Source organism: Pseudobdellovibrionaceae bacterium, from assembly GCA_020635075.1.
Lineage (GTDB): Bacteria > Bdellovibrionota > Bdellovibrionia > Bdellovibrionales > UBA1609 > JADZEO01.
Window position 1 is genome coordinate 494154 of the sequence record JACKAM010000001.1, and the last position, 26717, is coordinate 520870.

General features: G+C 50.4%; 23 protein-coding genes. 16 read left to right on the top strand and 7 right to left on the bottom strand.

What is annotated here, in order from left to right:
• The 4 genes from H6624_02050 to H6624_02065 all read left to right on the top strand — a co-directional run bounded on the left by H6624_02050 (position 1) and on the right by H6624_02065 (position 4332).
• Entirely contained in the window at positions 1–396 is a 396-nt protein-coding gene (locus H6624_02050) for a hypothetical protein (GenBank protein MCB9083092.1), read from the top strand.
• A 173-nt stretch (positions 397–569) separates the two neighbouring features.
• Positions 570–1415: a carbon-nitrogen hydrolase family protein gene (locus H6624_02055; protein ID MCB9083093.1), complete on the top strand. Its 846-nt coding sequence runs from the start codon at positions 570–572 to the stop codon at positions 1413–1415.
• Positions 1408–2661 (top strand): N-acetyl sugar amidotransferase, encoded by a 1254-nt coding sequence (locus tag H6624_02060; protein MCB9083094.1) that lies wholly within the window; start codon positions 1408–1410, stop codon positions 2659–2661. The genes H6624_02055 and H6624_02060 overlap by 8 nt, the downstream gene beginning before the upstream one ends.
• A gap of 33 nt (positions 2662–2694) precedes the next feature.
• Entirely contained in the window at positions 2695–4332 is a 1638-nt protein-coding gene (locus H6624_02065; GenBank protein MCB9083095.1) for a carbamoyl transferase, read from the top strand.
• Positions 4333–4334: 2 nt separating this feature from the next.
• Here the strand turns inward: H6624_02065 and H6624_02070 are convergent, their stop codons facing one another.
• Genes H6624_02070 through H6624_02080 form a run of 3 tightly spaced genes read right to left on the bottom strand, consistent with a single transcriptional unit; the run spans position 4335 to position 7722 of the window.
• Positions 4335–5972 (bottom strand): glycosyltransferase family 39 protein, encoded by a 1638-nt coding sequence (locus tag H6624_02070; GenBank protein MCB9083096.1) that lies wholly within the window; start codon positions 5970–5972, stop codon positions 4335–4337.
• Between the two features lie 17 nt (positions 5973–5989).
• Positions 5990–7009 carry a Gfo/Idh/MocA family oxidoreductase gene (locus H6624_02075; protein ID MCB9083097.1) on the bottom strand — a complete coding sequence of 340 codons (1020 nt, stop codon included), beginning with the start codon at positions 7007–7009 and terminating at the stop codon, positions 5990–5992.
• Positions 7006–7722 carry a glycosyltransferase family 2 protein gene (locus H6624_02080; protein ID MCB9083098.1) on the bottom strand — a complete coding sequence of 239 codons (717 nt, stop codon included), beginning with the start codon at positions 7720–7722 and terminating at the stop codon, positions 7006–7008. Before H6624_02080 ends, H6624_02075 begins: the two co-directional genes overlap by 4 nt.
• A 451-nt stretch (positions 7723–8173) precedes the next feature.
• On the opposite strand from H6624_02080, the gene H6624_02085 reads away from it, so the two are divergent.
• The 6 genes from H6624_02085 (at position 8174) to H6624_02110 (ending at position 15623) form a co-directional block, all read left to right on the top strand.
• Positions 8174–9256, top strand: a complete 1083-nt coding sequence (locus tag H6624_02085; protein MCB9083099.1) for a hypothetical protein — start codon at positions 8174–8176, stop codon at positions 9254–9256.
• A gap of 11 nt (positions 9257–9267) precedes the next feature.
• On the top strand, positions 9268–10224 hold the full coding sequence (locus tag H6624_02090; GenBank protein ID MCB9083100.1) for a zinc ABC transporter substrate-binding protein: 957 nt from the start codon (positions 9268–9270) through the stop codon (positions 10222–10224).
• A complete protein-coding gene (locus H6624_02095) occupies positions 10224–11036 on the top strand; it encodes a metal ABC transporter permease (protein MCB9083101.1) in 813 nt (270 codons plus the stop codon). The genes H6624_02090 and H6624_02095 overlap by 1 nt, the downstream gene beginning before the upstream one ends.
• A gap of 66 nt (positions 11037–11102) precedes the next feature.
• Positions 11103–12047 (top strand): MoxR family ATPase, encoded by a 945-nt coding sequence (locus H6624_02100; protein MCB9083102.1) that lies wholly within the window; start codon positions 11103–11105, stop codon positions 12045–12047.
• 65 nt (positions 12048–12112) lie between these two features.
• Positions 12113–13423: a DUF58 domain-containing protein gene (locus H6624_02105; protein MCB9083103.1), complete on the top strand. Its 1311-nt coding sequence runs from the start codon at positions 12113–12115 to the stop codon at positions 13421–13423.
• Positions 13416–15623 (top strand): DUF4129 domain-containing protein, encoded by a 2208-nt coding sequence (locus H6624_02110; protein MCB9083104.1) that lies wholly within the window; start codon positions 13416–13418, stop codon positions 15621–15623. Before H6624_02105 ends, H6624_02110 begins: the two co-directional genes overlap by 8 nt.
• Here H6624_02110 and H6624_02115 read toward each other — a convergent pair.
• Positions 15620–16768, bottom strand: a complete 1149-nt coding sequence (locus H6624_02115) for a hypothetical protein (protein MCB9083105.1) — start codon at positions 16766–16768, stop codon at positions 15620–15622. The genes H6624_02110 and H6624_02115 overlap by 4 nt on opposite strands.
• A 90-nt stretch (positions 16769–16858) precedes the next feature.
• Here H6624_02115 and H6624_02120 point away from each other — a divergent pair, with 90 nt between their 5' ends.
• From H6624_02120 to H6624_02145, 6 genes are all read left to right on the top strand, one after another.
• Positions 16859–17446 (top strand): HD domain-containing protein, encoded by a 588-nt coding sequence (locus H6624_02120; protein ID MCB9083106.1) that lies wholly within the window; start codon positions 16859–16861, stop codon positions 17444–17446.
• Positions 17447–17492: 46 nt separating this feature from the next.
• Positions 17493–18548 carry a hypothetical protein gene (locus H6624_02125; protein ID MCB9083107.1) on the top strand — a complete coding sequence of 352 codons (1056 nt, stop codon included), beginning with the start codon at positions 17493–17495 and terminating at the stop codon, positions 18546–18548.
• A gap of 1 nt (position 18549) precedes the next feature.
• Positions 18550–19533, top strand: a complete 984-nt coding sequence (locus tag H6624_02130) for an NAD-dependent epimerase/dehydratase family protein (GenBank protein MCB9083108.1) — start codon at positions 18550–18552, stop codon at positions 19531–19533.
• A 1-nt stretch (position 19534) separates the two neighbouring features.
• Positions 19535–20734, top strand: a complete 1200-nt coding sequence (locus H6624_02135) for a DUF1343 domain-containing protein (protein ID MCB9083109.1) — start codon at positions 19535–19537, stop codon at positions 20732–20734.
• A 1202-nt stretch (positions 20735–21936) separates the two neighbouring features.
• The gene (gene proB / locus H6624_02140; protein MCB9083110.1) at positions 21937–22749 is read left to right on the top strand and encodes a glutamate 5-kinase; all 813 of its coding nucleotides are present in this window, start codon (positions 21937–21939) and stop codon (positions 22747–22749) included.
• Positions 22737–23969, top strand: coding sequence for a glutamate-5-semialdehyde dehydrogenase (locus H6624_02145; GenBank protein ID MCB9083111.1), 1233 nt, complete (start codon positions 22737–22739; stop codon positions 23967–23969). Before proB ends, H6624_02145 begins: the two co-directional genes overlap by 13 nt.
• 23 nt (positions 23970–23992) lie before the next feature.
• Here H6624_02145 and H6624_02150 read toward each other — a convergent pair whose 3' ends face one another.
• Genes H6624_02150 through H6624_02160 form a run of 3 tightly spaced genes read right to left on the bottom strand, consistent with a single transcriptional unit; the run spans position 23993 to position 26551 of the window.
• Complete coding sequence (locus H6624_02150; protein MCB9083112.1) at positions 23993–25204, bottom strand: HAMP domain-containing histidine kinase; 1212 nt, start codon at positions 25202–25204, stop codon at positions 23993–23995.
• Positions 25205–25208: 4 nt separating this feature from the next.
• A complete protein-coding gene (locus tag H6624_02155; protein ID MCB9083113.1) occupies positions 25209–26111 on the bottom strand; it encodes an HDOD domain-containing protein in 903 nt (300 codons plus the stop codon).
• Positions 26112–26128: 17 nt separating this feature from the next.
• A complete protein-coding gene (locus H6624_02160; GenBank protein ID MCB9083114.1) occupies positions 26129–26551 on the bottom strand; it encodes a response regulator in 423 nt (140 codons plus the stop codon).
• Positions 26552–26717 lie beyond the last annotated feature (166 nt).

The window sequence follows — 26717 nt, forward strand, 5'->3', positions numbered from 1 at the left end:
ATGGAACACAAAAATAAAATGTGGATCCTACTTGTGGCCTTCAGCCTAATTTTCCCTCTGTCCAGTTGGGCTGATGGAGTGGTGTTCGCCACTGAAGAGGATCTTGCCGCCTTTGACCAGTTGGTGGTGAAGAGTCAAAAGACCACCTCTGGTACTGAAAAAGCAAAAGAAAAGACGAGTGCCAACTTTCAACGCGTACGGGATAAGTTGAACTCTCTCATTGAAAAGGAAAAGGCTAAAGGAGCAGCAGAAGCGAAGGGGAAAGGCCCTGTCTTTGGAGACAGCGCAAATCCTGGCAATGGAAAGGCCAAGGGTAACTCTTCGTCCAGCTCTTCTCGCGGCCAGGGAAAATTCCCCGACGGCTCCCCTGGAAAGGGTAAGGGGAAAAACAAGTGACCTGAGAGCCGAGTTGTCATCAGTCAGTTTACCGGGTTTAGATGCGCCACATTAAGTGGCGCTTCTTTTTTGTCTTTTTCAAATGGGCCTTGGGTTGCCACCAGCGGAAATCTTGGTTTTAATTCAATTACAGCGCAGATAGGTGGCCCTCAAAAAGGAAATTGGGAAGACCGGTGTCGACAGGGAAGTCCATAAAAATTGGCTTAGCTCAACTTCTAGTTGAAGGCGGTGAGCCTGAGCGCAACTTTGAGCGAGCGGAAAAGCTGATTGTTGAGGCCAAGTCTCAGGGTTGTCAGGTCGTGCTATTGCCCGAGACTATTGATTTTGCCTGGACCCATCCCAGTGCCTTGACCGAAGCCCAGCCCATTCCTGGTCCCTATAGTGAAACTGTACAAACTTGGGCAAAGACTCACCAAGTGTATGTCTGTGTGGGGCTGACAGAAAAAACACCGGCGGGCAACTACAACACAGCTCTTTTAGTGAATCCGCAGGGTGAAATTTTGATTCACTATCACAAGATCAACTTGTTGACCGTGGAGTTCCCCTACTACCAGGTGGGGCAGTCACTTCATGTGGTGGACACGGAGTTTGGTAAGATTGGCGTCAACATCTGTGCGGACAATTACCTGGATGGTCTTCCCATCGGTCACACTCTGGCCCGTATGGGGGCGCAGGTGATTCTGTCGCCTTCGAGTTGGACCGTCGATCATGGCATTACGGAAGAAGACGACCCCTATCGAGACAAATGGAAAAAGCCGTTTACCACCTTGAGTGGTCTCTATGACTTAGTTATCGCCAGTACCACCAGCGTGGGCTACATCGTCGGTGGTCCCTATGAGGGCAAAAAAATGGTTGGCTGTTCCCTGGTGGTCAACAATAAGGGGCTTGTGGCTCAAGGTCCTTTTAATGAGTTTGCTGGCCACTTGGAAGTGGTAGAGTTTGCAGTTCCCCAACGTCGGGAAAAAGGAACTGAGATTGGCGAGATGCTCAAGACGAAAGGATACTGCCCCGATGGTTGAGTCCAATTCTCCCTCTGAATCCTATGCTTTCCCAACCTATAAAGAGGGTGAAAAACAAATTGTCATTGTCAGTGGTGTTCCCACGGAGTTGGTCTACCAACGCTGTAGCCGCTGTATTCAGGACTCCACTATTCCTGGAATTTCTTTTAATGATCAGGGAGTCTGCAACTTCTGTCACCTGCACGACAAAATGGCCCATGATTTTCCCAATGACGAAAGGGGCGCTAAGCTTCTAGAGGAGAAACTTGAGAAGATTCGCGTCCAAGGAAAAGGCAAAAAGTATGACTGTGTCGTGGGCATCAGTGGTGGTCGGGACAGTATGTTTTTGCTCTATTTGGCCGCCAAACGCTGGGGGCTGAGGCCTTTAGCTGTTCACTTTAATGATGGCTTTGATAATCCCGTTGGCGGCGAAAATATGTTTAAGGCTGTGCGCCGCTTGGGTGTGGATCTTCGCACCATCACTTCGGATTTTCGCGAGTGTAAGGATTTAAAGATCGCCGAACTCAAGGCGAGTACCCCTTTGTTGAATACCGGAACAGATGTGGGCATTGGCGCCTCCATCTATTCCGTAGCTTGTAAAGAAGGGGTCAAAAATATTCTCTTTGGTCAGTCTTTTCGTACAGAAGGTATCAAACCCATTTCTTGGGCCTATTTTAATGGTGACTATCTGAAAGCCGTCCAGAAGAAATTTGGCTCGGGTACCATGAGGCCTTGGAAGCCGGACGATGCCGGCTACCATTTGGGCTTTAAAGAGATGGCCTACTACACAGTGGTCAAAGGCATTAAGGTATTGGCTCCTCTCTATTATTTTCCCTACGTGCGCAAAGAGGCTGAGGAAATTCTAAAATCCGAATTTGATTGGGTCTACCCAGGGGGACACTACTACGATGATCTCTATTGGGCCCTCATTGTTCACGTCCACCGTGTGAAATTCAACGTGGATTTGCGTTTGAACAGTTATTCAGCACTTGTGCGTAGTGGACAAATGGATCGGGATGAGGCTTTGAAGGCTGTTAAAGAGAAGTACGTGATTGAGGACCCGAATATTATCCGTCTGTGCATCAAGAGATTAGGTATCACTCGGGAAGACTTTGACGAGTACATGAAGATACCCGCCACTCATTTTACCGATCACTCGAATTGCTACGCAAAGCTTAAGGCCTTTAAGGTTCCTATTCAGATCATGACCTGGCTGAACTTTTTTCCCCAGGCGGTTTACGATAAGTACTTTAATTGCGGGATATAGGCCTCCTTGGTTGAAGCGAAAGGAAATTGAATAGTGCTAATCCTAGGAATCAACGGTGGTGTTCGCCTGGGTTATCAGGACATCTCAGCTGTCTTGGTTCGTGATGGTCGGGTCATTGCAGCTGTTGAAGAAGAGCGCCTTAATCGTATTAAAAACTCACCGGGACAGTTGCCCGAGCAGTCAATTCTTGAGGTTCTCAAAATTGCTGGAGTGACGATTCAGGATGTCGATCTTGTCGCTACTCACGGCGAGACCTGGGGAGAGGTCTACGAGGAAACCCTCAAGGGATACTTTCAGTTTCGCTTTGGTCATGCACCGCCCATTCGTCGATACCACCATCATCTTTGTCATGCAGCCAGTGCCTATTACGGGTCTGGATTTGAAAACTCCATGATTCTCACCCTCGACAGCTCGGGCGATGGAATCTCCACTCTGTTAGCTGTCGGCAAAAAAGGCGAGCTGACAGTAGAGCGTATGGAAGAGCGTCCCAACTCTCTGGGCATGTTTTATACGGCTTTGACCCAGTACTGTGGATTTGTGCGTGATCGGGACGAGTACAAGCTGATGGGCCTGGCGAGTTATGGACAGCGGGGCCAGATCGATTTGTCTTGGCTGCTGAAATGGGAAAAGGACTTCTACCAGCTTAACACCGATGTTCTCAAAAAGGTGGAGCCGGGCGCGCCCCAGCCCACAAGGCAGCAAGCCTGTTATGGCTCAGTTCTTGAGGAAAGGTTAGGGCCCGCCCGGCGCAAGGAACAGCCGATCACAGATCATTACAAAAATGTGGCGGCAGGAACCCAGCAGCTGTTAGAAGAACAGGCGATTCGCCTGGTTAAGAATCTTCAGAATAAAACTGGCCTCAAGAATCTTTGTCTTGCCGGTGGCGTGGCTCTCAACTGCGTAATGAATCAAAGGTTGGCTGAGTTGGATGTCATCGAAGGCCTTTATGTCCAGCCGGCGGCGGGTGATGCGGGCGTATCTCTGGGGGCAGCCTATCTAGGTGCTCTTGAGTTAGGTGATTGTCCCGAGCCAATGGATCATGCCTTTTTAGGAAGTCGCTTTGCCGATGATGAGATTAAAGCCTATTTGGATCTGTGTGGCCTCAAGTACCTGGAGGTTTCGGATGTGGGCAAAGAGGCTAGTGATCGAATTCTAAGAGGTGAGGTGATTGGTTGGCACCAAGGGCCCGCTGAATTTGGTCCCCGCGCCCTGGGGGCGAGGAGTATTTTAGCTGATCCGGGACGAGCCGAGATGAAGGATTTGGTGAACCGCAAGGTGAAGTTTCGGGAGTCCTTCCGTCCCTTTTGCCCTTCCGTGCTGGCAGAGGACAGTCGCCAACACTTTTCTCTTGGAACCAGAGAAGGGGTCTTGTCTCCTTACATGACAGTGACTTTTGATGTAAAGACGGAGAGTCAATCAAAACTCCCGGCCATTACCCACGTGGATCAAACGGCACGAATACAAACAGTTGGCCAGGTAGAGAATCCTATTTATCGACGACTGCTAGAGAGTTTGAAGGAAGCGAGCGGCATCGGAGTTGTTCTCAACACCAGCTTTAATCTCAGTCGTGAACCCATCGCCAACTCTCCCCAGGACGCCGTGGCCAGTTTTTTTGCTTGCGGCCTGGACAGTCTGTTCTTGGGATCATTTCTAATTACAAAGAAAGCCTAGAATCAATCGTCCACTCGCGGGCTTTTATCTTTCTCAAGCACGAGATAGACCGAAAAGGAATTCAAATCATCGGCAGACAAGCTTGGATGTGGATATATTTGTCTTGCATTGAGTCCATAGGTAGCCAGCTTTTCATGAAATTCAGGACTGACAACCGCCTTAGGTAGCACTTCTCCCTTTGGGTCGACCACGATCCATCTCAGACTTTCATGGGAAAGGGCGAGGATGGAATCGACGCTGACTTTTTGCCATCGCTCCTGATTAAAATAGGTGGGGGGTGGCGGCATACGAAACAACTCGGCCGGAATTCCCGCTAGAACAGCAAAGCCGCAGTGGTCCGAGTGACTGATTTCCCCTAGGACAGCTTCGTGAGGTAGGCGGAGCTGTCTCACCAGACTGGCGGCCTCCTTAAACGAGGAAGAAAAACCCTTTTCTGCACGATAATGAGCCTCCTGAGGGAGGCGCCACAAGGAATAGCCGACAAGAACCAGGGGAACGGCAAGACTGAGTCCAAAGGGGCCGGTCCTCCAAGGAGGTGGGTCACCGTCATGAGGTGCTCTCTTTCTTAAGCCAATAAGAAAAAATCCCAGAGGCCACAGGAGACAGGTGGATGTGAACAGATAACGGGGGTCAGAGGGGATGGCAAAACTCAAAACACTCCAGTACTTCGGTAGTGCTGGGATACATACCAGGAGGAGGAGTGCCATGAATTTGCGCTGGCGCAAATGCCAAATCAAGCCCACTAGAATCAACAACCCAAACCAGGAGTAGTTGGGCATCAGGGCATTGGCAATGATCTTGGACAGTTGGGACTGTAATCCAATGGTCTTGGCAAAGACAACGGCTTCGGCTTCTGTCTCCAGCTGATTGATGGTCAATGCCCGCAGCATGTCTCCACCGTGCAGCTGGGCACTTTTAGCGAGACTATAAAAGGGCGCCAAAGAATTGAACAGCCAAAGTAAAAGTAAATGAGTTTTGCCGGATGAGCTTGGTTTCCATCCCATCATGGGGAGAACAAGGATTAAAGGGAGGGTCGTCGCAAAGAGCCACCCTTCAAATCGGATCAGAGAGGCACAATTAAACAATACCGCCGCCACATAGATCCACCTGAGCTGAGGGGATTGACGATAGCGGATCAAGGCGAGAAGGGCTGCGAACAAAAAGGCCATAAACGGAACTTCGGCCAGAGTGATGGAACCCAGATAAACGGATAGTGGCCAGAATGCCATGGTCAATGCCGAAGCAAATGCTCCTTGCCAGGGTAAAAACAGCAGAGCCCATTCAAAAATGAACACGACGAGGAGACTTCCTAAGACAGCCGTTAGCGCTCGGCCTCCGTCTTCAACCGAAATACCTTTGTCGATCTTTTCATAGGGGACGTGTCCGCTCAAATAGGAGGGCAGAGCGAGGAGGACCATATGCAGAGGGGGCCAAACCATGGTTCTCGGGTATTGGTCTTCCACCATCCAGGCATTGGCGATGTTGATGCGACACATGGGATCCTGATTAACTAGATTCGTGCTGTCCGTGGCGGAGATGTACCAGGCCCGCGGCACAAGGGCGATCACAAACAGAAGGGCCCAAATCACCCGACGGTTTTTACGAGAAAGAGAATGGGACCAAAGGGAGCTAAAGGACATGATCTCTAAGAGAGGGGCTATCTGGTTGCTGAAATTTTAGATGGTCTTGCGGCCTGATTCAAGGGTTGAAGAATAACGTCCATTCCTTGCATCACCTGCAAACTTAAATGGTGATAGTAGTGACGGGTTTCCGGGTCTTTAAGGGCCCGGTCCAATTCTTCTGTTTCCAGGGCGAGGGCCTCGGTGGTTGGAATGGTGGGAGAGTACAAGTCCCCGCTGCGGTAGGATATGCGAGTGGCCAGGGCTTTTGCTGAGTGAGCATCTTGCATTTCTTCTACCGTCACTTCGCGGTCAAAGAACTTCACTTTGCCGGTCACCTCCGCATCGTCGTAAAACAACATGCCTTTGGAGCCAATAAGGAACATCTGCCGAACTTTAAAAGGAGACAGCCAAGACCAGGTCACTAAGGCCTTAATACCCTTGTCAGTAACCAAGTTGGCATGAGCTAAATCCTCTTGGGGTAAGCCTGCCGCTGCACAGGTAAAGGTTTCTGCTGAAACAACATTCTGCCCAAACAAATAGGTCATGATGCTCAAGTCATGGGGAGCCAAATCATAAATGACGTTTACATCTTCCTGATAGCGCCCCAAATTCATGCGGTGAGAGAGTAGAAAATAGGGCTCACCGATTCGTGGCAGAAGCTCCTTCATCTTGCGAACAGCGGGATTGAAAATAAATGTATGATCGACAAACACGGTGCGGTTCTTTTTTTCCGCCAGTTCAACAAGATCAGCAGCCTCGGCCAGGGTCATAGTCATGGGCTTAGTCAGCCACACATGGCGGTCATCCTGTAGGCATCGTTTAGCCAAATCATAATGGGAAGCCACTGGCGTCATGATGGCAACGACTTCAGCCTCTTTGTCAGGAAGCTGAAATCCATCAGAGAGGCGAACGCCGGGATAGATCGCGGCAGCCTGATTGCGAGCTTCAGGATCAATGTCACAGATTTCCAGCAGCCTGAAGCGTCCGCTTTGGCTCACCACACGGGCGATATTCCGGCCCCAATATCCATAGCCGATGAGTGATACAGAAGTCATCCCTTGACCCTTTCTGTGCCGTGCCTCCATCGTTTCACTGCCTGGACTAAATGCCAAGTCTCTTTTGCCGTTTTGTAGAGCTGGCGAGGAGAGGCCCCTCGGGCAATGCCTCCGCGTCGAGGCAAGTACCTGCTAGGAATTTCGACAAATTGGCATCCGGTTTGGGTTAATTTGGCGCAGATTTCGCTTTCCACCAGAGAGCTTTGAACGCTCAGGGGCAGGGATTGGAGGTCTTGTCGCTTATAGATTTTCACCCAGTTGACGTCATTGAGGTTCAACCCCAACAGAGTGGAATTGAGCGCCCGGTTGAAATGGGATAGCCCTTTTCTGTAGAGAGAATACCCCGGTCGTCCGTAGCGGCAAAAGCTGATCACTTGATGGTCGCGGATTTCGGCAAATGGTAAAAGCTCTCTGGGGTCGAATTGACCATCAAGAGGCAGGGCCACCACGTTTTCCTTGCTGGCCGATGCATAGCCGGTATGAAGGGCTGCGCCAATGCCTTGGTTTTGGGCATGGCGGAGGACGTGGAGCCGAGGTTCCCCTTCTTGCCACTTCTGCGATCGAGCCACGGTATTGTCAGTGCTCCCATCATCGACAAGTAGGATTTCAAAGTCATCCGTCAATTCCCGCGCCACTCCCAGGGTTTCCTCAATGGTTTGATCCATAGAATCCCCTTCGTTGTAGCCAAAAAGAATAATGGTCCAACTCTGCACATCCGCCCCCTCGAACATTATTACAAACGGCTTTCGACCTATCTTCAAGGTCCAATCAAATGCGGCGAGTCAAGCAAGGTGAGGCTTGCTCCGGTCGGGGTCAATGTCTTATTGGTCAATAATGTTGAAACGCCTTTTGGTGACCCTTCTGCCCGTCATTTTGATCGCAGGTTTGGTGCACACATTCAGTCATAGTGGCCTTGGTTCTTCTGCTCTGGAAGAGCATTGTTTGCCTTGTAATCTTGGTATCAGCAACAGCCACGCCCACCAAGTTTATGAGACCGTCGAGGTACCGCAACTGTTAATAGAGGCGAATCAACCTGCCGCAGAGACATCTTCAGTGGCGACTCTCCCTGCCTCGGAAGCATTGAGGTCTCGTGGTCCCCCGTTGACATTCCTTTCCTGAAAAATCTCCAGCCACGAAAACTGACCTTTTAAAGAGGAGAGGATTATGTCTTCCCGCATTCGTACAGCTATGCTGCTTTCCCTAATCGTTTCCACCTCCTTGCCAGCTGCTGCCCAGAAATCAGCCTCGGCTGCAAACCCTGACCTAAGCCTCAATGGTTTGTTTCTCTACCGTGGAGGTCAGGGTGGTAATCGGCCTCAGGATCCGGAAGAGGCCAATGGCTTTTCCATTCAGGAGGTGGAAGTGCGATTAACTTCCAATATCGATGCCTATTGGCGTGGTGATGTGACGCTGGCTATTCATCCTCATCCAGAAGAAGAAAACGGCGAAACTCATTTGGAGTATAAACTGGAGCCGGAGGAGGCATGGGTCGAAAGAATCGGCTTGGAGGACTGGACAGTCCGCGTGGGTAAGTTCAAAGCCTTTCTCGGTAAACACAATCAACTCCACACTCACAGTTTCCCCTTTATCGACGCGCCTCTTCCTCATCAAATGATTCTTGGGGAAGAAGGTCTTAACGAAGTGGGTCTTTCCGCTGCCTATTTGACTCCGCTTCCCTGGTACTCAGAGGTGGTTATCCAGGCTCTCCAGGGAGAAAATGAGAACTTGTTTGCCAGTGCGGCCAACGACGATGTGGCCGGACTGATGGCTTGGAAAAATCTTTGGGATTTCAATGATGAAACCACCTTCGAGTGGACACTGAGCCATGTGCGCGGTCGGGGAGATGGCGAGGAATTTAATTCCCTGTCTGGCTCTGCCATGACATTAAAGTGGAAGCCGAGCGACTCCAGTCGAACTCAGAGTCTCAGTTGGACTCTTGAGGGCTTATATGCCGAATTGCCGGAGGCCGCGGCTAACAAAAGGCGAGGTGGCTACTCAACCTGGATTCAATATAAGGTGAACCGGCTTTGGTGGGTTCAATTTCGCCATGAATATTTCGGCCTACCTAAAGAGGAAGAGGGAATTACTCGCAAGAACTCGGCATTGGTTGGCTATATTCCCTCTGAATACTCGGGTTTGCGTTTGCAGTACGACAATTTGCGGTCTCCGGGTGCGAGCCAAGCCGAGCAGCGAGTGAGTTTACAATTGAATGTGAGCATGGGTGCTCATCCAGCACATGATTATTGAGGATTGAATCTATGAAAACAGCACAAAAAACACGAACGGTCACTCTTGTTGGTTGGATCTCTGGGTTACTCATTGGATTCAGCTTCGCCTTTACCGCCAAAGCTGAAAAGCCACTGCAGATTGTGACAACGACCACCACTTTAGGGCATTTGGTTGAGAGGATCGGTGGCAAATCAGTTGAAGTCGTGGTCCTAGGCAAAGGCACTCAGGATCCCCATTATTTAGAGGCTAAGCCATCTTATATGGTGAAATTGCGCCAGGCTGACCTGGTTGTTGCAGTTGGTATGGATTTAGAGACAGGTTGGTTGCCCAATGTATTAAGGGGAGCTAGAAATCCACAGATTCAAAAGGGACAGAAGGGCTATCTGGAGCTTGGTCCCTCCATCGAGGCTTTGGAAAAACCGGTTGGGAGGCTTGATCGTGCGGAAGGTGACATTCATCCTTTTGGCAACCCACACTTCTATCTCGATCCAATTCGCTACGGAGAGGCGGGTCTGGCCCTGTCAGAGAGGTTGTCTGAGCTGAGGCCGGACAGTGCGGAGTCCTTCAAAGAGGCGGCTCGAGGGCTCAAGCAGTCATTGATTGAAAAAACCGATCAGTGGTCAAAAAGGGTTCAGGGGACTGGAGTGACGAAAGTCATTACCTATCACCGAACCCTTTCCTATTTTCTAAACCGGTTTGGGATGGTGCGAGTCGACGAGGTAGAGGCGAAACCGGGAATTCCACCTTCGGCCAAACATCTGATGGAATTGATCAAGGCGGCTCAGGAGCAGAAGGTTGGCTGTATTTTGCATGAGAGTTTTTTTGAGCAGGCCCCCTCTCTGCGAGTGGCAAATTCTGCCGAATTGAAGGTTGCGGTGGTAGCGACAGAAGTAAAGGCATTGCCTGATACGGACACCTTTGAGGCCTTGATCGATCAATTGGTTCGGGCAGTTGAGTCCTGTCGGGCCAACAAGGGCGGTGTCTGATGGAAGCCGTACTATTTCTGGCCCCGCCCCTTGTGATGTGTTTTCTACTGGTTGGTATTCATTGTTATTTGGGTCTGCACGTTTTGGCGCGAGGAGTGATCTTTGTTGACTTGTCTTTGGCTCAGGTAGCTGCGTTCGGTACAACCATTGCCCTGCTGCTTGGTTATGAACACGGTGAAGGGATGGATTACTTTATCTCCCTGGGGGCCACATTGCTCGCGGCCTTGCTTTTAGCAATCGCGAACCAGTTAAAGAAACAGATTTCCCAGGAAGCTCTGATTGGAATTCTTTATGCATTTGCTTCAGGGGCTGTGGTTTTGACGGTTGACAAAATGAGCCATGGGGCTGAACACATCAAAGCGGCTCTGACGGGTCATCTTCTGTGGGTGACTTGGGCCCAAGTTGGCAAAGTGGCCGTCATTTATTCACTCGTGGCCGTGGCCCATCTATTGTTGCGCAAAAGACTGATCGCCGCTTCATTTTCAGATCGGGGCAGTTGGCTGTGGGACTTCGTGTTTTATGGTCTTTTTGGCGTTGTTATCACCAGTTCAGTTCATGTAGCTGGAGTGCTTCTGGTCTTCAGTTTTCTTATTGTTCCGGCGGTACTGAGTTCTCTCGTCGCAAAGGGGATCGGCGCACGCCTCCTTTTCGGCTGGAGTCTAGGTTTTGTCCTCAGCTCAGTTGGAATGCTGTTGTCTTATCGGTTGGATATGCCCTCTGGCGCATTCTTGGTCTGCTTGTTCACCTGTTTGCCCCTTGTGGCGGTTTTGGTTATGAGAGTTGTTCAGGGGAACCGACAAAACGCGGCATAGCTCATTGGAGGTTGGTTTCCCTGTAAAAGTTTTTTACCATTGGGGAGAATCAAATCGGGGGCCAACTTGGAAGGCGCATTAGGGATTCTCAATAATCTTTCCAATAATATCCAAAAGGTCATTATTGGCAAAGAAGAGCAGGTTCGGGCAGTCTTGTGTTGTTGGATCGCCGGCGGCCATGTCCTTATTGAGGACGTGCCAGGAACGGGAAAGACTATTCTTGCTCGTGCTCTTGCCAAGTCTGCGGCAGTTGATTTCAAACGGGTGCAATTCACCCCGGATCTTCTGCCCTCAGATATTTTGGGACTGAGCATTTTCAATCAGAAAAACCAAGCCTTTGAGTTTAAGCCTGGTCCAGTGTTCACGAGTCTGCTGTTAGGTGATGAAATCAACCGCGCCACACCCCGAACCCAGTCCGCACTGCTTGAGTGTATGAGTGAGGGGCAGGTATCGATAGAGGGCAAGACCTATCGTCTCGATCCCTTGTTCTTTTGCTTGGCGACCCAAAATCCCGTAGATCAGTTGGGCACATTTGCCCTGCCTGAAGCTCAGCTGGATCGATTTATGATGAAGGTCTCCATGGGCTATCCCGATACGGAACAAGAGATCCAGATGCTCATGGAGCAAAACAAAGTTCACCCGATTGAAAATCTGGAGGCTGTGGAGACCCACGAGCGGGTGATGTGGTTGAAGAAACAGGTGAGCAAGGTCCGAGTTTCCCGTGAAATGTACGGATACATCGTTGGCCTGGTGAACCAAAGTCGTCGTCATGCAGACCTCAAGCTGGGAGCCAGCCCCCGGGCCAGTATTGCACTTGCCAAGGGGGCCCAGGCCCGCGCCCTTTTTGACGGCGTGGACTACATTCGCCCGGAGCACGTGCAGGAGCTGATTCTCCCCATCATGGGTCATCGCGTGACCTTAAGTCCGGAGGCCAAGCTCTCGGGTCGGACGGTAGTTGATGTTCTTGAGGAAGTGGTAAAGGCCGTTCCAGTTCCAATTGATAAAATGTGATACATGTAGTTGCAAAACCGATAAGATCCTATTTCTCACGTCCCGCATCCGTGGACTTGGATCACGTGGGCTTTCCCCCCTTTCACTCATATAGACACCTACTGAATCCCTTTACTCTTTACTTTGGTTTGACCGGTTTGTTTTTGTTTGGAGGCCTGTTTCAGAGGACCAGTTTTCTCATCGGATTGACTCTCATCGTGTGTGGTGTCTATTTGTTTTTCAGTGCCCGGTCGGCGGCTCAGTCCCTCGTGGTTCAACGTCTGCCGGTAAAACCTCAGCTCGTTGAATTTGAAGAAGTTCAAGTTATTGTTGAAGTTCGCAACCGAGGTGGATTTCCCGTCTATGGATTGGTGATTGACGAAACCTTTACCGCTTCACTGCGCTCGCGGGTGCGCCTGGCGATGCCCCGGACTCTGCCAGCCCATTCCCATATGCGCCTTCAATACAAAAGAAAGTGTGATGGGGGAATGGGCCATCATGACATAGGCCCACTTGAAGCGACAGTGACGGATGTGCTGGGTGTATTTAAGTTTTTAATAGTCGAAGACACTTTGCTAGAGGTCGAGGTCCTTCCCCGTATCGAGCCACTGCCAGAGTTGGCCTTCCGTGGTTCCCCCCACTCCACCTTGTATGGTTACTACGATGTGGCGCAAAGAGGCTTTAGTGTGAACTTCTCTGGAATTCGCCCCTATTCACCGGGAGATTCCCTACGCCACATTGCCTGGAAGCTCACGGCCCGCACAGGTGAGCTCATGGTGAAGGAGTTTGAAAGATCCGTTAATAGCGAGGTGACCGTTGTTCTCGACTTGAATCCGGAAATTCACTTGGGAATCAAGTCCCAGTCCACCTGGGAGTACGGCCGGGATGCAGCCCTTGGGATCATGTCCCGACAGTTGGAAATGAACAACTCTGTTCGCTTAGTCAGCAATCACTTTTTTTCCGAGCTCGGACGGGGAGAAGACCACCTTCACCATATGTGCCGCGAAGTTCTCAAATGGAGTCCAGAGCAACTGACTGATGACCCATCTCTCCTTAGGTGGGGAGTCGCGGGTGAGCTTCTTATGCGTGCCTCTACCTTGATTTCCCAGGGCTCAACGCTGGTGTATATCTGTCCTTACCATAAACTGGAGTTTGGTAAAGCCCGAGAAGTCCTTAAGCATTTGGCGGGTGAAGGCATCGACGTCCATGTGGTGTTTATTGATGTGAATTCCTTCGTTGCTCCTCTTCTGCGAAAGTTGAGTTGGGCCCATTTGGCCGAGGTGGGATATTGTCGGGGAGTTGACGAAGAGGTGGCTGAGTTACGTAAAATGGGATTTACGCCTTATAAGATCAAATGTGGTGAACCCTTAGCCAAGGGGTTTTTGGTCAATGGCTAAAAACAAAAGGACACATCCATCCAAACACAAGGTTCAGACTCCACGGCCTCCTAGCAGTCCTTCTCCAGGAAGGTTCACCCAGTTTACCTTGTTTCAAGTGCTGGTTCTTGCTGGTTTGATGATTCCCATGTTTCTGCTTGAAGGGGTCAATCATTGGCAAACGGGAATCTTTTTTGCGGCAGCCCTAGCTTTTAGTTTTCTTATTCGCGAAGGAATTTGGGGGCACCGGGATCTCCTTCAGGATGAATTGGTAACCCGTGACGATCATGAATCACTGTGGCTCTTTGTCTTTGGTCGCATGGTTCAGGATAGTGAAGGGCACTCTAAAGAGAGAAAGAGACTTCTCTACATTACAGCATCGGGCAAAAAATATTTAATTCGAATCCTTATTGTTGCCATGGTCGTTCTTTATTTTGCCTGGATGAAAAATCGAGAGGCAGTGAGCTTTAGGCCCAGCGCATTTCTTTACATTCTCATATTTACGATCATGATTTCATCGGTGTTCGCCTGTCAGTATTGGGCTGCTCTCCTGGTGTCCGGTGTGGTGGCGATCTTTGCCACCAGTGGTGAGTGGGGTCCATATCCTTTGGCTTTCGCCACCTTTCTCATTGCTCTGTTTGCCGCATTGACCTCCTACCGCCAATCCACCGTGGAATGGGTATATGCTCATGAGCGGGATTTTCTGAAGAGAGGCATTGGCCCCAGTCCTCTTCAGTCAGTGATGATAGTGGCTCTATTGGCGGTCTTTAGTTTGTGGTTTTTGGACAAAGTGCTGCCGGACTCACTTAAAAGTCAGAAGAAGGCGAGCATTAGCAAAAAAATGGATGAGATTCGTTCAAAGGTCGCTGAAAAAGTCAGCGAGCAGATTGTCGACTATCAGGAGAAGCAATCTCAAGAGCCACGGCCGGGTGCAGACGGCTTTGCATTGTCACCCTCACAACGGGAGGGTGCCGATGTTTTACAGCAGCTTATTGGATCCGACTCGCAGACTGCCGAGTCTCTGGCCAGTCGCCTCACTCCCGAAGAACTCAAGACTTTGGGGGATATGGCCGCAGCCGGTAGTCAGCTTTCAGGCGCATTAGGTCGTCCAGGTGGTCGGGGGGATATGCCCGCTGGTGGAGGCGGGGGGCGCGGAAGAGAAGGTATTGCCGGTAACCGACCTGGATTAGACCCTGAGGCCTGGGAGAAATTCCTCAAGCAGATTCGCAACAACCCTGCGGCTCGACATGAGCTGCTGAAAAAATATCCCGAACTCAAACAGGAAATGGATCGCATGGCTGCGGGTGGTACGCCTTCGGGTCAGCTTCAGTCCCGGTTGGAGGAGGAATTTGTCCGCCAAAAGGGAGCTATCGAGAGTCTCCCCAAGTCTGAACAGCAGAAGTATCAACAACTAGGAAAAAAACTTGGTCTCAACAAACAGGAATTGGATCAGGTCTTGAGTGGTAAGCAATTGAACAAAAAGCAGCTGAGCGGTTTAGCGCAAAAGGTGCAAAGCTCTCCCCCAGTCCATCCAGGTGGTCATGCAACTCAGCAAGGCTCTGGTGGGGGCGGCCAGGATCAGGGCCCCGGTGGAGTCTCAGGGGATCTTGGTTCCGGCGGTGGCGATGGGGATGGGTCGGGTCCTGGCGGTGATCAAACCAAAAACGCGGGCAAAGGCCAAAAGGAGGGGAAAAAGGGTATTCTTCCTCCGCCTAAGCTCACTCGCGAGCAGCGACAGGAAAAGGCCAGGCTCAAGGTGGAACAGGCCCTGAAGTTTTTTGAAAACGCAGCTATTGCGCTCTTGTATGTGGCAGCGGTGTTATTGATCTATATGTTGTTTACCAAGTTTTCTGATCGGCAAAAGGACGAGACCAAACCCGCGGGCAGGTTGAGCCGTGATGATCGCAAGTCATTGGTGGCAGAACTCAAACAAATGCGTTCCCGACCCTTAAGTCCCCAGGAAGAAGTAGTGAAGTCCTATCATTTGTTTTTGCGCGTGATGGAGTTGGTGCAATACCCCAGAGCACAGGAAATCACTCCCACAGACTTTGCCCACGAGGTTATCCGTCATTTCCCTCGCTTACGAGATCCTGTGCCCTATGTTTCTGAAGTCTTTTGCCAGGTGTTTTACGGGAAAAGAGATGTGGAGGCTGGAACTCTGGGGCAGTTTCGTACTCACTTTCGCAAAGTCTTCAGACAGTTTGGCCTAAAAGCACCTTAATCTCTTTTTGCAGATGGAAGCTGTACGGTTCCCCAGTGAAAGCGCGGGGGTTGGGATTTGCTCCCGGGCTGGGCCAATAGAGTGCAACGGAGCAGTGGCGGTCCCTCAGGTTTTTCTTTAAGGCTGAGCTCATAGCGGTGTCCCCAGTTTTTCATAGAAGCGGGGAAGTGTTTGTGTTGGGCGGTTCTCATGATGCGGGCCACCGGTGATCCATTGAAAAAACAGTTCAATCTGCGTGCATCGTGTATCTGGGTGGTAATGCCAATGAATAGCCTGTTGGTTTGCAGAAAGTTCTTGTCTTCTAGACTGGTCAGATCCATGGGCAGTGAAAAAGCGCGGATTTCAAAACCATTTTTTTGCGGCCCTAGTAGCTGACCATGATGATTGTTGATGGGGAAGCGAGGCCACAGGAGGGGATCGGATTCCGAACCGATGGCCCCCGACAAATGGGTGAGAGCTAAAGTGATTCCTGCTGATTGAAGATCCACTTTGATGGGGCGAGGATCACTGCTGACAGGATAACTGAATAGGCTTACTCGGCTACCTGTGAGGTCCGCCAACTGATGTAGTTCCTCGTTGATGGATTTTGCCATTCCAGTTCCCCGCAAGCCGACACTCAGAAGCGGGTTTTGTGCCTGCCTTTGGACAAAAGAAATGGCTTCTGAATTCTTGAGATCTAGTGAGTTGAGAAACAAAACAACAGGAATTTTTTTGTCGAGAGTTTCCTGAAGCAGAGAGTCGGATTCGGAAGACCATCCCTCAATGGTGATAAGGATTTGTCGGTCCTCGCTCAGCCGACTCTTTGTCGGAAGCCAATGCTTTAGATTCATGAAGCCGAAGCTTTGCACCTCCAGGTAGGCCACCTGCCGACGGAACAATTCAGGGGATGTGGCCATCGAATCACTGGGATTATTGGAGAAACCGTAGTAGGCGAGGGCCACCAGGCTGGGATGTTTTTCGATCGCCTGTGGTCCGCGTGGACTCATCTCAAATGGACCGACGGATTGGGGGTAGGACCACTCCAAGGGCTGGCCGTTCTCAGAAGGGGGCCACTTTTTAGCAGACACGCACGAGGCAATGAGCCACACCAGCCCAACCACAAGCAAGCCTTGCCGCCATAGGGAATCTCTGTTAACTCGTACCATTCAATGGCTTTATCGGAATTTGCTCCCACTGGAGCAAGTCCAGTGACAGGTGAGGTTAAGCCATTCTCTAGACTAAGGGCGAGAGGGAAAATGGAGAACTTTGAAAAGATCATGGTCTTTGTCAAAGAAGTGGATCGACTCAAGACTGTCGACAGGCAGTGTGAAATCATGAGTGGCAAGCGCCGTGAGAATTCCGCCGAACACTCTTGGCATTTTGCTTTGACTGCCTGGTTATTAGGCAGCTACGCCCACGTGGATTTGAATCTGAACCATGTGGTCAAGATGGCTCTTATCCACGACTTGGTGGAGATAGACGCCGGAGACACCTTTGTTTACGACGAGAAGGGACGAGAGGAGAAGCGCGAAGTTGAGGCGAAGGCGGCCCACCGTCTCTTTGCCTTGCTTCCCGAGGAACTTGAGGCAGAGTTTTGGCAGTTATGGAACGAATATGAGGGTCAGGTGACCGCTGAGGCCCGTTTTGCCCAGGCCATTGATCGCTTGTTGCCTATAGTCTGTAACACTGAAACTGAAGGTTCTGCTTGGCGCCGTCATGGCATCACTCGCAGCCAGGTCGACAGACGCAACGGCCCTTGTTGGGGAGAGGCCCGCTGTCTGGAAGACTATGTTGCCTCCATTCTCGACAGAGCTGTGGCGAATGGTCACCTTACGCCTGAATAGGTGGTTTTAATGGACCTTTACCCTGGGCTATGCTTCACTTTTCGGTATGGCTCAGTCTCCAACTCAGGACAAAGGTCTATTCGCTGATTGGTGGAAAAACATCCTGGCCCTGCTCGTTGGCCTCCTAATCGCCCTACTTGGATTGGTCGCGGCCCAGTATATCTTTTCCCAGCGCAGTGTAAAAGAGGGCAGTCAAGAGTCCCCGGTAGAGGAAAAGGCCACGGTACCCTATTATGACAATCCCATCGATGTTTTTGGTTGGAGTCTCGTACCAAATATTGTGACTCGGGTGACCCGTTACCGGGATCATTGGGTGATCTATGAGGCCACCTACACCATCGACGACTTCCGCCGGAGAAGGGTTTTTTTTGAGGACCGAAAAGAGGCAAAGCAGTTTTTGTTGTTTCTGGGGGGATCTAATATGATGGGCCAGGGATTGGAGGACATGGAGACCCTGGATTATCAGCTCACGTCAAGATTTGCCCAGTTTCAAAGTTACAACTATGCGGTGCCGGGTTACGGCCTGGGGCATGTGATGGCCCAGGCGGAGAATATTGATTTTAAGTCACAGATTTCCCAGCGCAAAGGTTTGATCCTCTATCTTTTTCCCACCTATCACGTGGATCGGCTTGTTGGTGGTCTACAGACAATAGATTGGGGTGAGGGTTTGCCCCAGTATAAGTTAGTGGAGGACAAAGTCGTACGGGATGGATTTATTCACCAGGATAGGTGGCTGTATGCAAATTCAGCCAAAGCTTGGAATAAAACCTTTTTGCGTCGTAAGATGAAGCTAACCGGGCCTTTTGGAGTTTCACAGAAGGATTTGCAGCTTGCCTGTCGAGTTTTGGCCGAAGTTAAAAGGAACATACAGAATCAGTTTGAGGAATCGGAGTTTCTGCTTGTGTTACATCCCGGATCGAAGGGCATGGATTTAACATTCTGTTTGGAACAATATGAAATCAAGTGGTTAGACTTGCGCAACGTCTTTGATGGGTATGATCGTCAGGAAGTCTCCATCAAGGGAGATGGGCACACCAGTCAGTTTGGCAATAGGATTTTGGCAAATAAAATTGAAGAGCATTTGAGAGAGTTGGGCTATTAGAATGGCAAAGATATTTGTAACGGGGGCATCGGGTTTCATTGGTGGGGCACTGGCTCGGCACCTCATTGCGCTTAGCCACCAGGTCCTGGCCATGAGTCGCTCCGAGGCAAGCGATGAGAAATTGAGGAAATTGGGTGCAGAACCGATCCGAGGAGAATTAGGTTCGCCAATGGCCGATGCTCTCCATGGGGTAGATTGGGTCATTCATTGTGCTGCCAAGGTAGAGGACTTTGGCCACTATGATGATTTTTACCGCATCAATGTTACCGGGACGAACAGCCTTCTTACCGATTGTGTTCAGGCGCGGGTTCCACGGTTTTTGTTTCTAAGCACAGAGGCTGTGTTGCTCGATGGCCGCTCCAAGTATGAAATGAATGAACAAACGCCCTATCCATTGCAGACCCCATTTTTGTACTCGCAAACAAAAATAGCTGCTGAAAAACTGGTGAGAGCCGCCAATTCAGAGGAATTGCAGACGTTTGTGGTGCGGCCAAGAATGGTCTGGGGCCCTGGCGACACGCATTTTATTCCTGAACTTAAAAAAATGGCTAAGAAGAAAGCCTTGATGTGGATTGACCAGGGTGTTCATCGGACTTCAACCACCCACATTCGCAACCTTCTTCACGGCATCGACCTGATTATGGCTAAGGGACAGCCCGGGGAAGTGTATTTTATCACCGATGGAGACCCCATATCATTGCGAGAGTTCATTTCCATGCTGGTAGAGACATTAGGGTTTCCAGCTCCAACCAAGTCCATCCCTGGCTTTGTTGCTCGTGGACTGGCCCAGGTGTTGGAACCCTTGTGGGTTTTGTTGCGCCTTCCTGGAAAGCCACCCATGACTAAGTTGGCAGCTTGCTTTCTTTCGACCGAAGGGACTGTGGACATTACAAAGGCTAAAACCAAACTGGGGTATAGGCCAGTTATTTCGAGAGCCGCCGCGCTCGTGGAATTAGCGAACACAGAGACAACAGAGGGACATTAAAATGGAATTGGGAATTGACAGACTCTTAGAAGAAGCATCATTGATCCGGCAGCTCCAGGAGAAGCGCGTAGGGCTGTTGGCCCATCCCGCGAGTGTGACGAAAGGTTTGGCCCACTCGATGGAAGCCTTGTCTCAATTGGGGGAGTTCAATATGACTTGTGCCTTTGGCCCTCAGCATGGAATGCGTGGTGAAAAACAAGACAATATGATTGAAAGTGTCACCTACCTGGATCCGTCAATTAAAGTCCCTGTCTACAGCCTCTATGGGGAGGTTCGTAGACCAACGGATGAAATGTTAGACCGCTTGGATGTGATGCTGGTGGACCTGCAGGACGTCGGCTGTCGTATTTACACTTTTTTGACCACGCTATTTTACGTATTGGAAGACTGCGCGCGAAATCATAAGTCGGTTTGGGTTCTTGATCGACCCAATCCCGCTGGCAGGCCGGTCGAAGGACTGCTCCTTGAACCTGGCTGGGAAAGTTTTATTGGTGCGGCTCCTGTGGCCATGCGCCACGGTCTGACCTTGGGTGAAGCGGCCAGGTGGTACGTGAGGCACAAGAATTTGGATGTTGATCTGCAGATCATTGAGATGAAAGGCTACCACGCCAATGGCTCGCCTAACTACGGTTGGCCTCATGAGCTCTCATGGGTTAATCCCTCTCCTAATATGCCGCGGTTGACGACAGTCAGAGCCTACGCCGGAACGGTGCTTGTTGAAGGCACCAATCTCAGTGAGGGGCGGGGAACCACGATTCCCTTGGAAGTCATAGGTGCTCCTGACATCAAAGCCGAAAAGGTGTTGGAGGAGATGAAAATTGTCGAACCCAATTGGCTCAAAGGCTGTCATCTTCGCCCCTGTTATTTTGAGCCCACCTTCCAAAAACACCAAGGCGCCCTCTGTTCTGGGATTCAGATTCACTGTGATGCTGGTTTTTACAATCACTTGCAGTTTCAGCCCTACCGCCTTGTGGCTCTATTTTTTAAATGTGTGCGCCGCCTTTATCCTGAATATGATCTGTGGCGGCAGCCGCCCTACGAATACGAAGAGCACAAAATGCCCATCGACATTCTTTCGGGCAGCGATTTCCTGCGCAACTGGGTGGATGATGGGCATGGGGAGCCGGAGGACCTGAACAAGCGGTTGTTGGCGCACGAAAAACAATGGGAAGACGCCCGCAAACCCTTTTTGCTTTATTAGCTTTTCTTTGGTGATTTTCGGCTCCTTTTTTCTGCAGATTTTTTGCATCCGCCTCCCTGTCAATTCAGACGCGGGCTCCATGCCCTCGCCGGCATCGCTGGACTTCGTCCGCGAACGCGTCACGCTTGCCGGAGGTCTTCATTTACAAGGAGGGATCCCCAGGAAAGTCTTCAGGACAAAGGCTGGCCGAATCTTAGAAGAAAAGATTGGTTGGGTGTTGGATTCGGAGGATCGGGGATAGCTCGTCAGTCGGAAGGGTTGTTGGACTAAATTGGCGGCAGGTTTGCGGGGCGAGAATTTAGGTACTGGTTTTTGTTTTGGTAGACGGCGATTTTCCCTTCCCAAAGAAATTGGTGTTTTCATTGTTCTCCAAGAGCGCCTCTTTGCACTCAAAGAGTTCCCTATTCTCATTTTTCTGCAAAAGAAGACCTCCGGCAAGCGTGACGCGTTCGCGGACGAAGTCCAGCGATGCCGGCGAGGGCATGGAGCCCGCGTCTGATTTTGTAGGAAAGTGAGAATAGGGAACTGTTTGAGGGCAAGCAAAGCGAGTGAGTGAGTGTTGAATAAAAAAGAGGAGGTCAGGTGTTGACCTCCTCTTCCTGGAGTGTTGTGTGGAAGACTTTCCTTGGCACGGAGAGGCTAAAACACTCCAAAAAATAGCAGTAGTATTTGGGGAATACTACGGGAACGCGAGTAATATGCGCATTCTTGTGGCAGAACACGCAGAAAAAATTTCGGTGGTGTAGAGAATCCCTGTGTGTGTGTGGTGACTGCAGAATTTCCCGGCAGAGATATGTTGATCCCCATGTGCTTCCCCTTATGATGTCTACCCAGCGATTCTCATCACCGGGAAAATCTGTTGTCGACCAAAACAGGGAATATAAAAAATGGAGGCATCAAGTTCTCAACGCGGAAACCAGGATGCCTCCATCTTAGATCCCCTAATATAAAGTACCCGGGAAGAGGTATTGGAAATTCTGTGCCAGCCAGAGGCCATTATTTGGACACCTGAAATAGCGGGTGTGTCTAATTCTAAGACAGGTGTGAGTCTAGGTAAGCAATATTTCTGGCAATGTTGCGGGGTCGATTGCCTAGTCGTTTGACGATTGGCGATCGCTGACCTGTCGGTTCCCTGGCCATTTGGGCCGTTTTGCTCCGCGTTCGAGGATGTGCCCTCTAAGTGACTAGGGTAGGATTAGGGCATGGAAAAAGTGGTCCTAAAACTGGGTACTGGGGTCCTGACGGACCAGGATGGAACTTTGGCGGCAAGTCGACTGGCGAGAATCCTTGATGAAGTGATTCCTTACTTGCCTACGGACGATCAGTTGATTCTGGTGTCCTCGGGAGCCGTTGGCCTTGGTCGGGTCAGACTGGGACTGGAGGGGATCTTGTCCCTCCATGAAAAGCAGATGTGTGCTTCGGTGGGGCAGGCGGTGCTCATGCAGTATTACAACATGATCCTGTCTAAGTACGATTGCACTGCGGGACAGGTGCTGTTGACTTCGGGAGACTTGGCAAACGCTCATCGACGGCAAAACCTCCTGTCGACCTTTAAGGAAATGGAAAAGCATCCCATTATCCCTGTGATCAATGAAAATGACACGATCTCCACTGAGGAATTGGAGCTGCAAAATGACCATTCCTTTGGTGATAACGACCGGCTATCCTCGCTCATCGCTGTGGAGTTGAAGGCCAAGGTCCTCATCATGCTCACCGACATCGCCGGGATTTTTCAGGATCGTAAAAGCTATGAAAAGGGTGAGTGCATCCACCAAGTGGTGGACTTGTCGTTTCTAGACCGAATTGAAACCTGGAGCGGATCGGCTCAAGGGCGGGGAGGAGCCATGAGCAAAATCCAGGCCGCCCGCGCGACGGTCGAAGCAGGAACAGCCTGTTGGATCACCTCAGGCATCGTCGAGGACCAATTGGCGAATGGCATTCAGCGCATCATGCGCCATGAAGTCCCCGAAACAGGAACCCTGGTGAGCGGAGGCCTGGAGGGATGGAAACGCTAATCAAACAGGTCCGTCAGGCCAGCCTCAAGCTGGCAACATTGACGACAGCGGAAAAGAATCAGGCCCTGCAGGTCTATGCCGAGGTGTTGTCTGAAAAGACCAATGATTTGCTTCTGGAAAATCAGAGGGACCTAGATGAGCAAAAGGGCAAGATCTCCCCGAGTCTTTACCAGCGCCTTGCCCTCTCAAAGGACAAAATCGACCAGCTCATTGATGGTCTAGAGGACCTCAAAAATCTTGGTGATCCTGTGGGGCGGATGACGCTTCGTCGTGAGTTGGACAAGGGGTTGGTGCTCGAAAGGGTCTCAACGCCGATTGGGGTCATTGGTATTATCTTCGAGTCACGTCCAGATGCGGCCATTCAAATAAGTTCTCTCCTTCTCAAAAGCGGTAACGGTGGATTACTGAAAGGGGGGAAAGAAGCTCTTCATTCCATTCGCGCCATTGATGCCGTTCTTCAGGAAGTCACTCGGCGGTGCCCCTTTCTTCCCGAAGGGTGGATTGCCTTTGTGGAATCCCGTGAAGATGTGGGTAAGATGCTCGCCTACGATCAGGATATTGATCTTATCATCCCAAGGGGCTCCAACGAACTGGTACAGACTGTGATGAATGGAACCAAGATACCAGTCCTGGGGCACGCCGATGGGATTTGCCATATCTATGTGGATGAGGACTGTGATCTGGATCAGGCGATAGAGATTATTATCGATGCCAAAACCCAGTATCCATCGGCCTGTAATGCCGTTGAGACCTTGTTGATCCATGAGACACAGTTTTCAGAAGTGCAAAAGAGGTTGACGGATCAGTGTCCACAACTTGAACTCCTTTCAGCGCCAGAGAGTTGGTCGATTGAATATGGGGACTTGCGTTTGGCTGTAAAGTCGGTGCGAAATATGGCCGAGGCCGTTGATCACATCAACACCTTTGGCTCCCACCACACCGAGGCTATTTTGACTAGTAACCAAAGTCGGGCGGAAGAGTTTTTGCATGAAGTGGACTCTTCGAGCGTTTTTGTTAATTGCTCGACCCGATTTGCCGATGGTTTTCGCTACGGATTTGGTGCCGAAGTGGGGATTAGTACAAACAAAACCCACGCCCGGGGGCCCGTTGGCCTGGAAGGTCTGGTGATTTACAAATACCTCCTGCGCGGTCAAGGGCAAGTGGTGGCCAGCTATTCGGGCTCAGAGGCCCGGCCTTTTACTCATCGCAATTTGTCATAGGGAGTAAACGGTCAAGGAGCCTCTTAGGCGGCCAAATCATCGGCTTCTTTTGGGCGGTCCCGGTAGAGTTCCATATCCAGAACCTGAGCCCTTGGAATTTCAATCCAAAAGGTCGAGCCCACGCCGATTTCACTCGTCACTTTGATGGTACCACCCATGGCCTCCATTAGGCGTTTGGTAATGGGCATTCCCAAACCGGTGCCTTTGTGATGGAGAGCCACCTTGCCGAGAGTTTCAAATTCGTTAAAGACTTTGTCCAGCTCGTCTTGGGCAATGCCTTTGCCCGTGTCTTTAACGAACAATTTGACGAAATCGGGATCGGATCCATCGGTCCAGATTTCCACTTGTCCACCCTCGCGGTTGTACTTGATGGCGTTGGTGACAATATTGGAGAAAACCTGTTTGATTCTTAACTCATCAAAATAGCATTCACAGCTTCCATTATCCTCTGGCTTATAGGCGATCTGGATGTTAGAGCCCTCGGCCATGCCTTCGAAGTTTTCCGTGAGGCCGGCTGCCAAGGCTGAGAGATCGCTGTGACTGACAAAAAGATCCATTTTGCCAGCCTGAATTTTGGCAAAATCAAGAATGTCATTCACCAAAGCCACCAGATGCTGGCCCTGCTCGTAAATCATGCCAATGAACTCGGTCCGTTCTTCATCTGTGTCAAACAGCCCCAATTGGAGAATTTCAGCCGAAGCCACCATGGCCGACAGGGGAGTGCGAAGTTCGTGAGTGGTCAACGCAATAAAGCGATCCTTAGCCAGATCCAGTTCTTTAAGCTGCTTGTTCTGATTGAGGAGTTCCTCAAAGGCGGCCTTGATTTCGATCTGCTTGGCCGTGATGTCCCTCTGAAGCTTCTTCTGCACAGTGATATCTTGGAACATCAGAGTGACACACTCCGTGCCTTCCAGATGGATCTTCTTAACACCCAAATTGGCTATAAAGGTGGTGGTGTTTTGTTTGCAGATGACCACATCCTGATAGAGCCCCTCGTTGCCCAGTAGATCCTGGTTGAGGGCCCTGAACTCGGGGCGCACCTTGGCGGGAAAAAGGCTTGAGACCTCAATTTGGTCCAGATCCGTGCCGTTGGGGATTTCCAACAGTTCTCGTCCCAGTTTGTTCACATAAAGGCAATGGCGACCATCGGCGGTGAACACTAGAATCCCCAAAATAGCCTCTTCAGACAGCATGGTGTGGAGCTTAAGATGGTTAGCTTCCGATAATCTTGACATTCTGTTAGGCCCCGCCGATGACGCGAACAAAATCGGCAGCCCGTTCCAGACTAGCCTTAAGTTCAACCAATAGTTTTTTAAATCCGGTTTGCGGATCAATGGTCAATCGCTTCATCACTTCCGGATTGACCCCGTTAATTTTATGGTGACCGGAGTTGCCAAATTTTAAAGCGTGAGTGAGGAGGTTGGCCAAAAATACGATGTCCACCACCTGATTCAAATCAGCGGAAATGCCTCCGCGCTTCATGTTGTTGTCTTGGTGATGGTAATTGGCCACGGCCTGAATCTGTCCCGGGAGACGCCATTTTTCAGCCAACATTTTGCCAATTTCGGTGTGTTCGGGAATACCAAGGGCTTTTTCGGCTTCATTGTAAGAGGTCTGCTCCTCATTGGCCTTGTGAACAATCTTGATCATCGCTTCACGGTCGATGGTAAACAGAGCCACCTTTCCCATGTCATGAACCAGCCCACAAGTAAACAAGTCAGCCGGTGTGGCGTGACCAGCAGCTTTGGCGATGGTCTCAGAAGCGATTCCAACTCCCACCGAGTGAGTCCAGAACTGGTTCATATCAAACTCACTTGGGCCTTTAACATCTAAAGCATTGATGATGGATGCCGAGAGAACCAATTGGTGAACCGTATCAAAACCAATGTAGGCAATGGCTCGGCCGAGATTGCTCACGCCACCTGGGATGGCGTAATAGGCTGAGTTGACCAGCTTTAAAACCTTGGTCGTCAAGCTCACGTCATTTTCCATGATCTTTTCGACATCTGAGGTGGAAGACATGGGGTCGCTGATCACCTGGCTGAGTTCGTAGACAATAGTGGGGAGAGTTGGCAGTTCGTCCAACTTACTGAGCAGATATTCATGGCTGAGTTTTGGTGCCGCACCCATAGGCTTGCTCACTCTCTCATAAACTGTCTCTAACCAGCTAGTTTCGGAAAGACTTTAGCTGGAAACAATTCTTTGAGTTTCGACGTGACACGCTGAAAAGTGACAGGTTTAAGGATGTAGCCATTCACATTAAGAGATTTGGCTTGAATGATATAGTCCTTGTCAGAAACCGCTGTGATCAGGACAAAGGGTACGTCTTTGTATTGGCTCTCCTCGCGAACGTGCTTCAGAAGCCCCAGCCCATCCATGTTCGGCATCATGATGTCCGAAAGGATTGCAACCAGACCATCTACAGTGCCCTCTTTCAGATAGTGTTCCCAGGCCTCTTCACCGTCAACACACTCAATGACGTTGTAGTCGAGTTTTTTGAGCAAGTGACTGAGAATCTTTCGGTTAGGTGGAGAATCTTCAGCAATGAGGATGGTTTCTTTTTGCTCTTGGGCTTCAGACATGGACGGGCTCCTTCATTTGTTTTTTAGCCATAATGAATATCGGCAAATCACCCCAGTGGGTTGAAGAAATGAAGAGGTTTTAACGGAGTTAGCATACTGTTGTTTCAATTGGGGATGGTCGCCCTCGACCTTGCGCCGGATCAATGTCCATATCCAATTAAAACAA

Coding starts and splice junctions, on each gene's coding strand:
- H6624_02050 (MCB9083092.1), top strand. CDS start 1: ATGGAACACAAAAATAAAATGTGGATCCTACTTGTGGCCTTCAGCCTA.
- H6624_02060 (MCB9083094.1), top strand. CDS start 1,408: ATGGTTGAGTCCAATTCTCCCTCTGAATCCTATGCTTTCCCAACCTAT.
- H6624_02070 (MCB9083096.1), bottom strand. CDS start 5,972: ATGTCCTTTAGCTCCCTTTGGTCCCATTCTCTTTCTCGTAAAAACCGT.
- H6624_02075 (MCB9083097.1), bottom strand. CDS start 7,009: ATGACTTCTGTATCACTCATCGGCTATGGATATTGGGGCCGGAATATC.
- H6624_02085 (MCB9083099.1), top strand. CDS start 8,174: ATGTCTTCCCGCATTCGTACAGCTATGCTGCTTTCCCTAATCGTTTCC.
- H6624_02090 (MCB9083100.1), top strand. CDS start 9,268: ATGAAAACAGCACAAAAAACACGAACGGTCACTCTTGTTGGTTGGATC.
- H6624_02095 (MCB9083101.1), top strand. CDS start 10,224: ATGGAAGCCGTACTATTTCTGGCCCCGCCCCTTGTGATGTGTTTTCTA.
- H6624_02110 (MCB9083104.1), top strand. CDS start 13,416: ATGGCTAAAAACAAAAGGACACATCCATCCAAACACAAGGTTCAGACT.
- H6624_02115 (MCB9083105.1), bottom strand. CDS start 16,768: ATGGTACGAGTTAACAGAGATTCCCTATGGCGGCAAGGCTTGCTTGTG.
- H6624_02120 (MCB9083106.1), top strand. CDS start 16,859: ATGGAGAACTTTGAAAAGATCATGGTCTTTGTCAAAGAAGTGGATCGA.
- H6624_02125 (MCB9083107.1), top strand. CDS start 17,493: ATGGCTCAGTCTCCAACTCAGGACAAAGGTCTATTCGCTGATTGGTGG.
- H6624_02130 (MCB9083108.1), top strand. CDS start 18,550: ATGGCAAAGATATTTGTAACGGGGGCATCGGGTTTCATTGGTGGGGCA.
- H6624_02135 (MCB9083109.1), top strand. CDS start 19,535: ATGGAATTGGGAATTGACAGACTCTTAGAAGAAGCATCATTGATCCGG.
- proB (MCB9083110.1), top strand. CDS start 21,937: ATGGAAAAAGTGGTCCTAAAACTGGGTACTGGGGTCCTGACGGACCAG.
- H6624_02145 (MCB9083111.1), top strand. CDS start 22,737: ATGGAAACGCTAATCAAACAGGTCCGTCAGGCCAGCCTCAAGCTGGCA.
- H6624_02150 (MCB9083112.1), bottom strand. CDS start 25,204: ATGTCAAGATTATCGGAAGCTAACCATCTTAAGCTCCACACCATGCTG.
- H6624_02160 (MCB9083114.1), bottom strand. CDS start 26,551: ATGTCTGAAGCCCAAGAGCAAAAAGAAACCATCCTCATTGCTGAAGAT.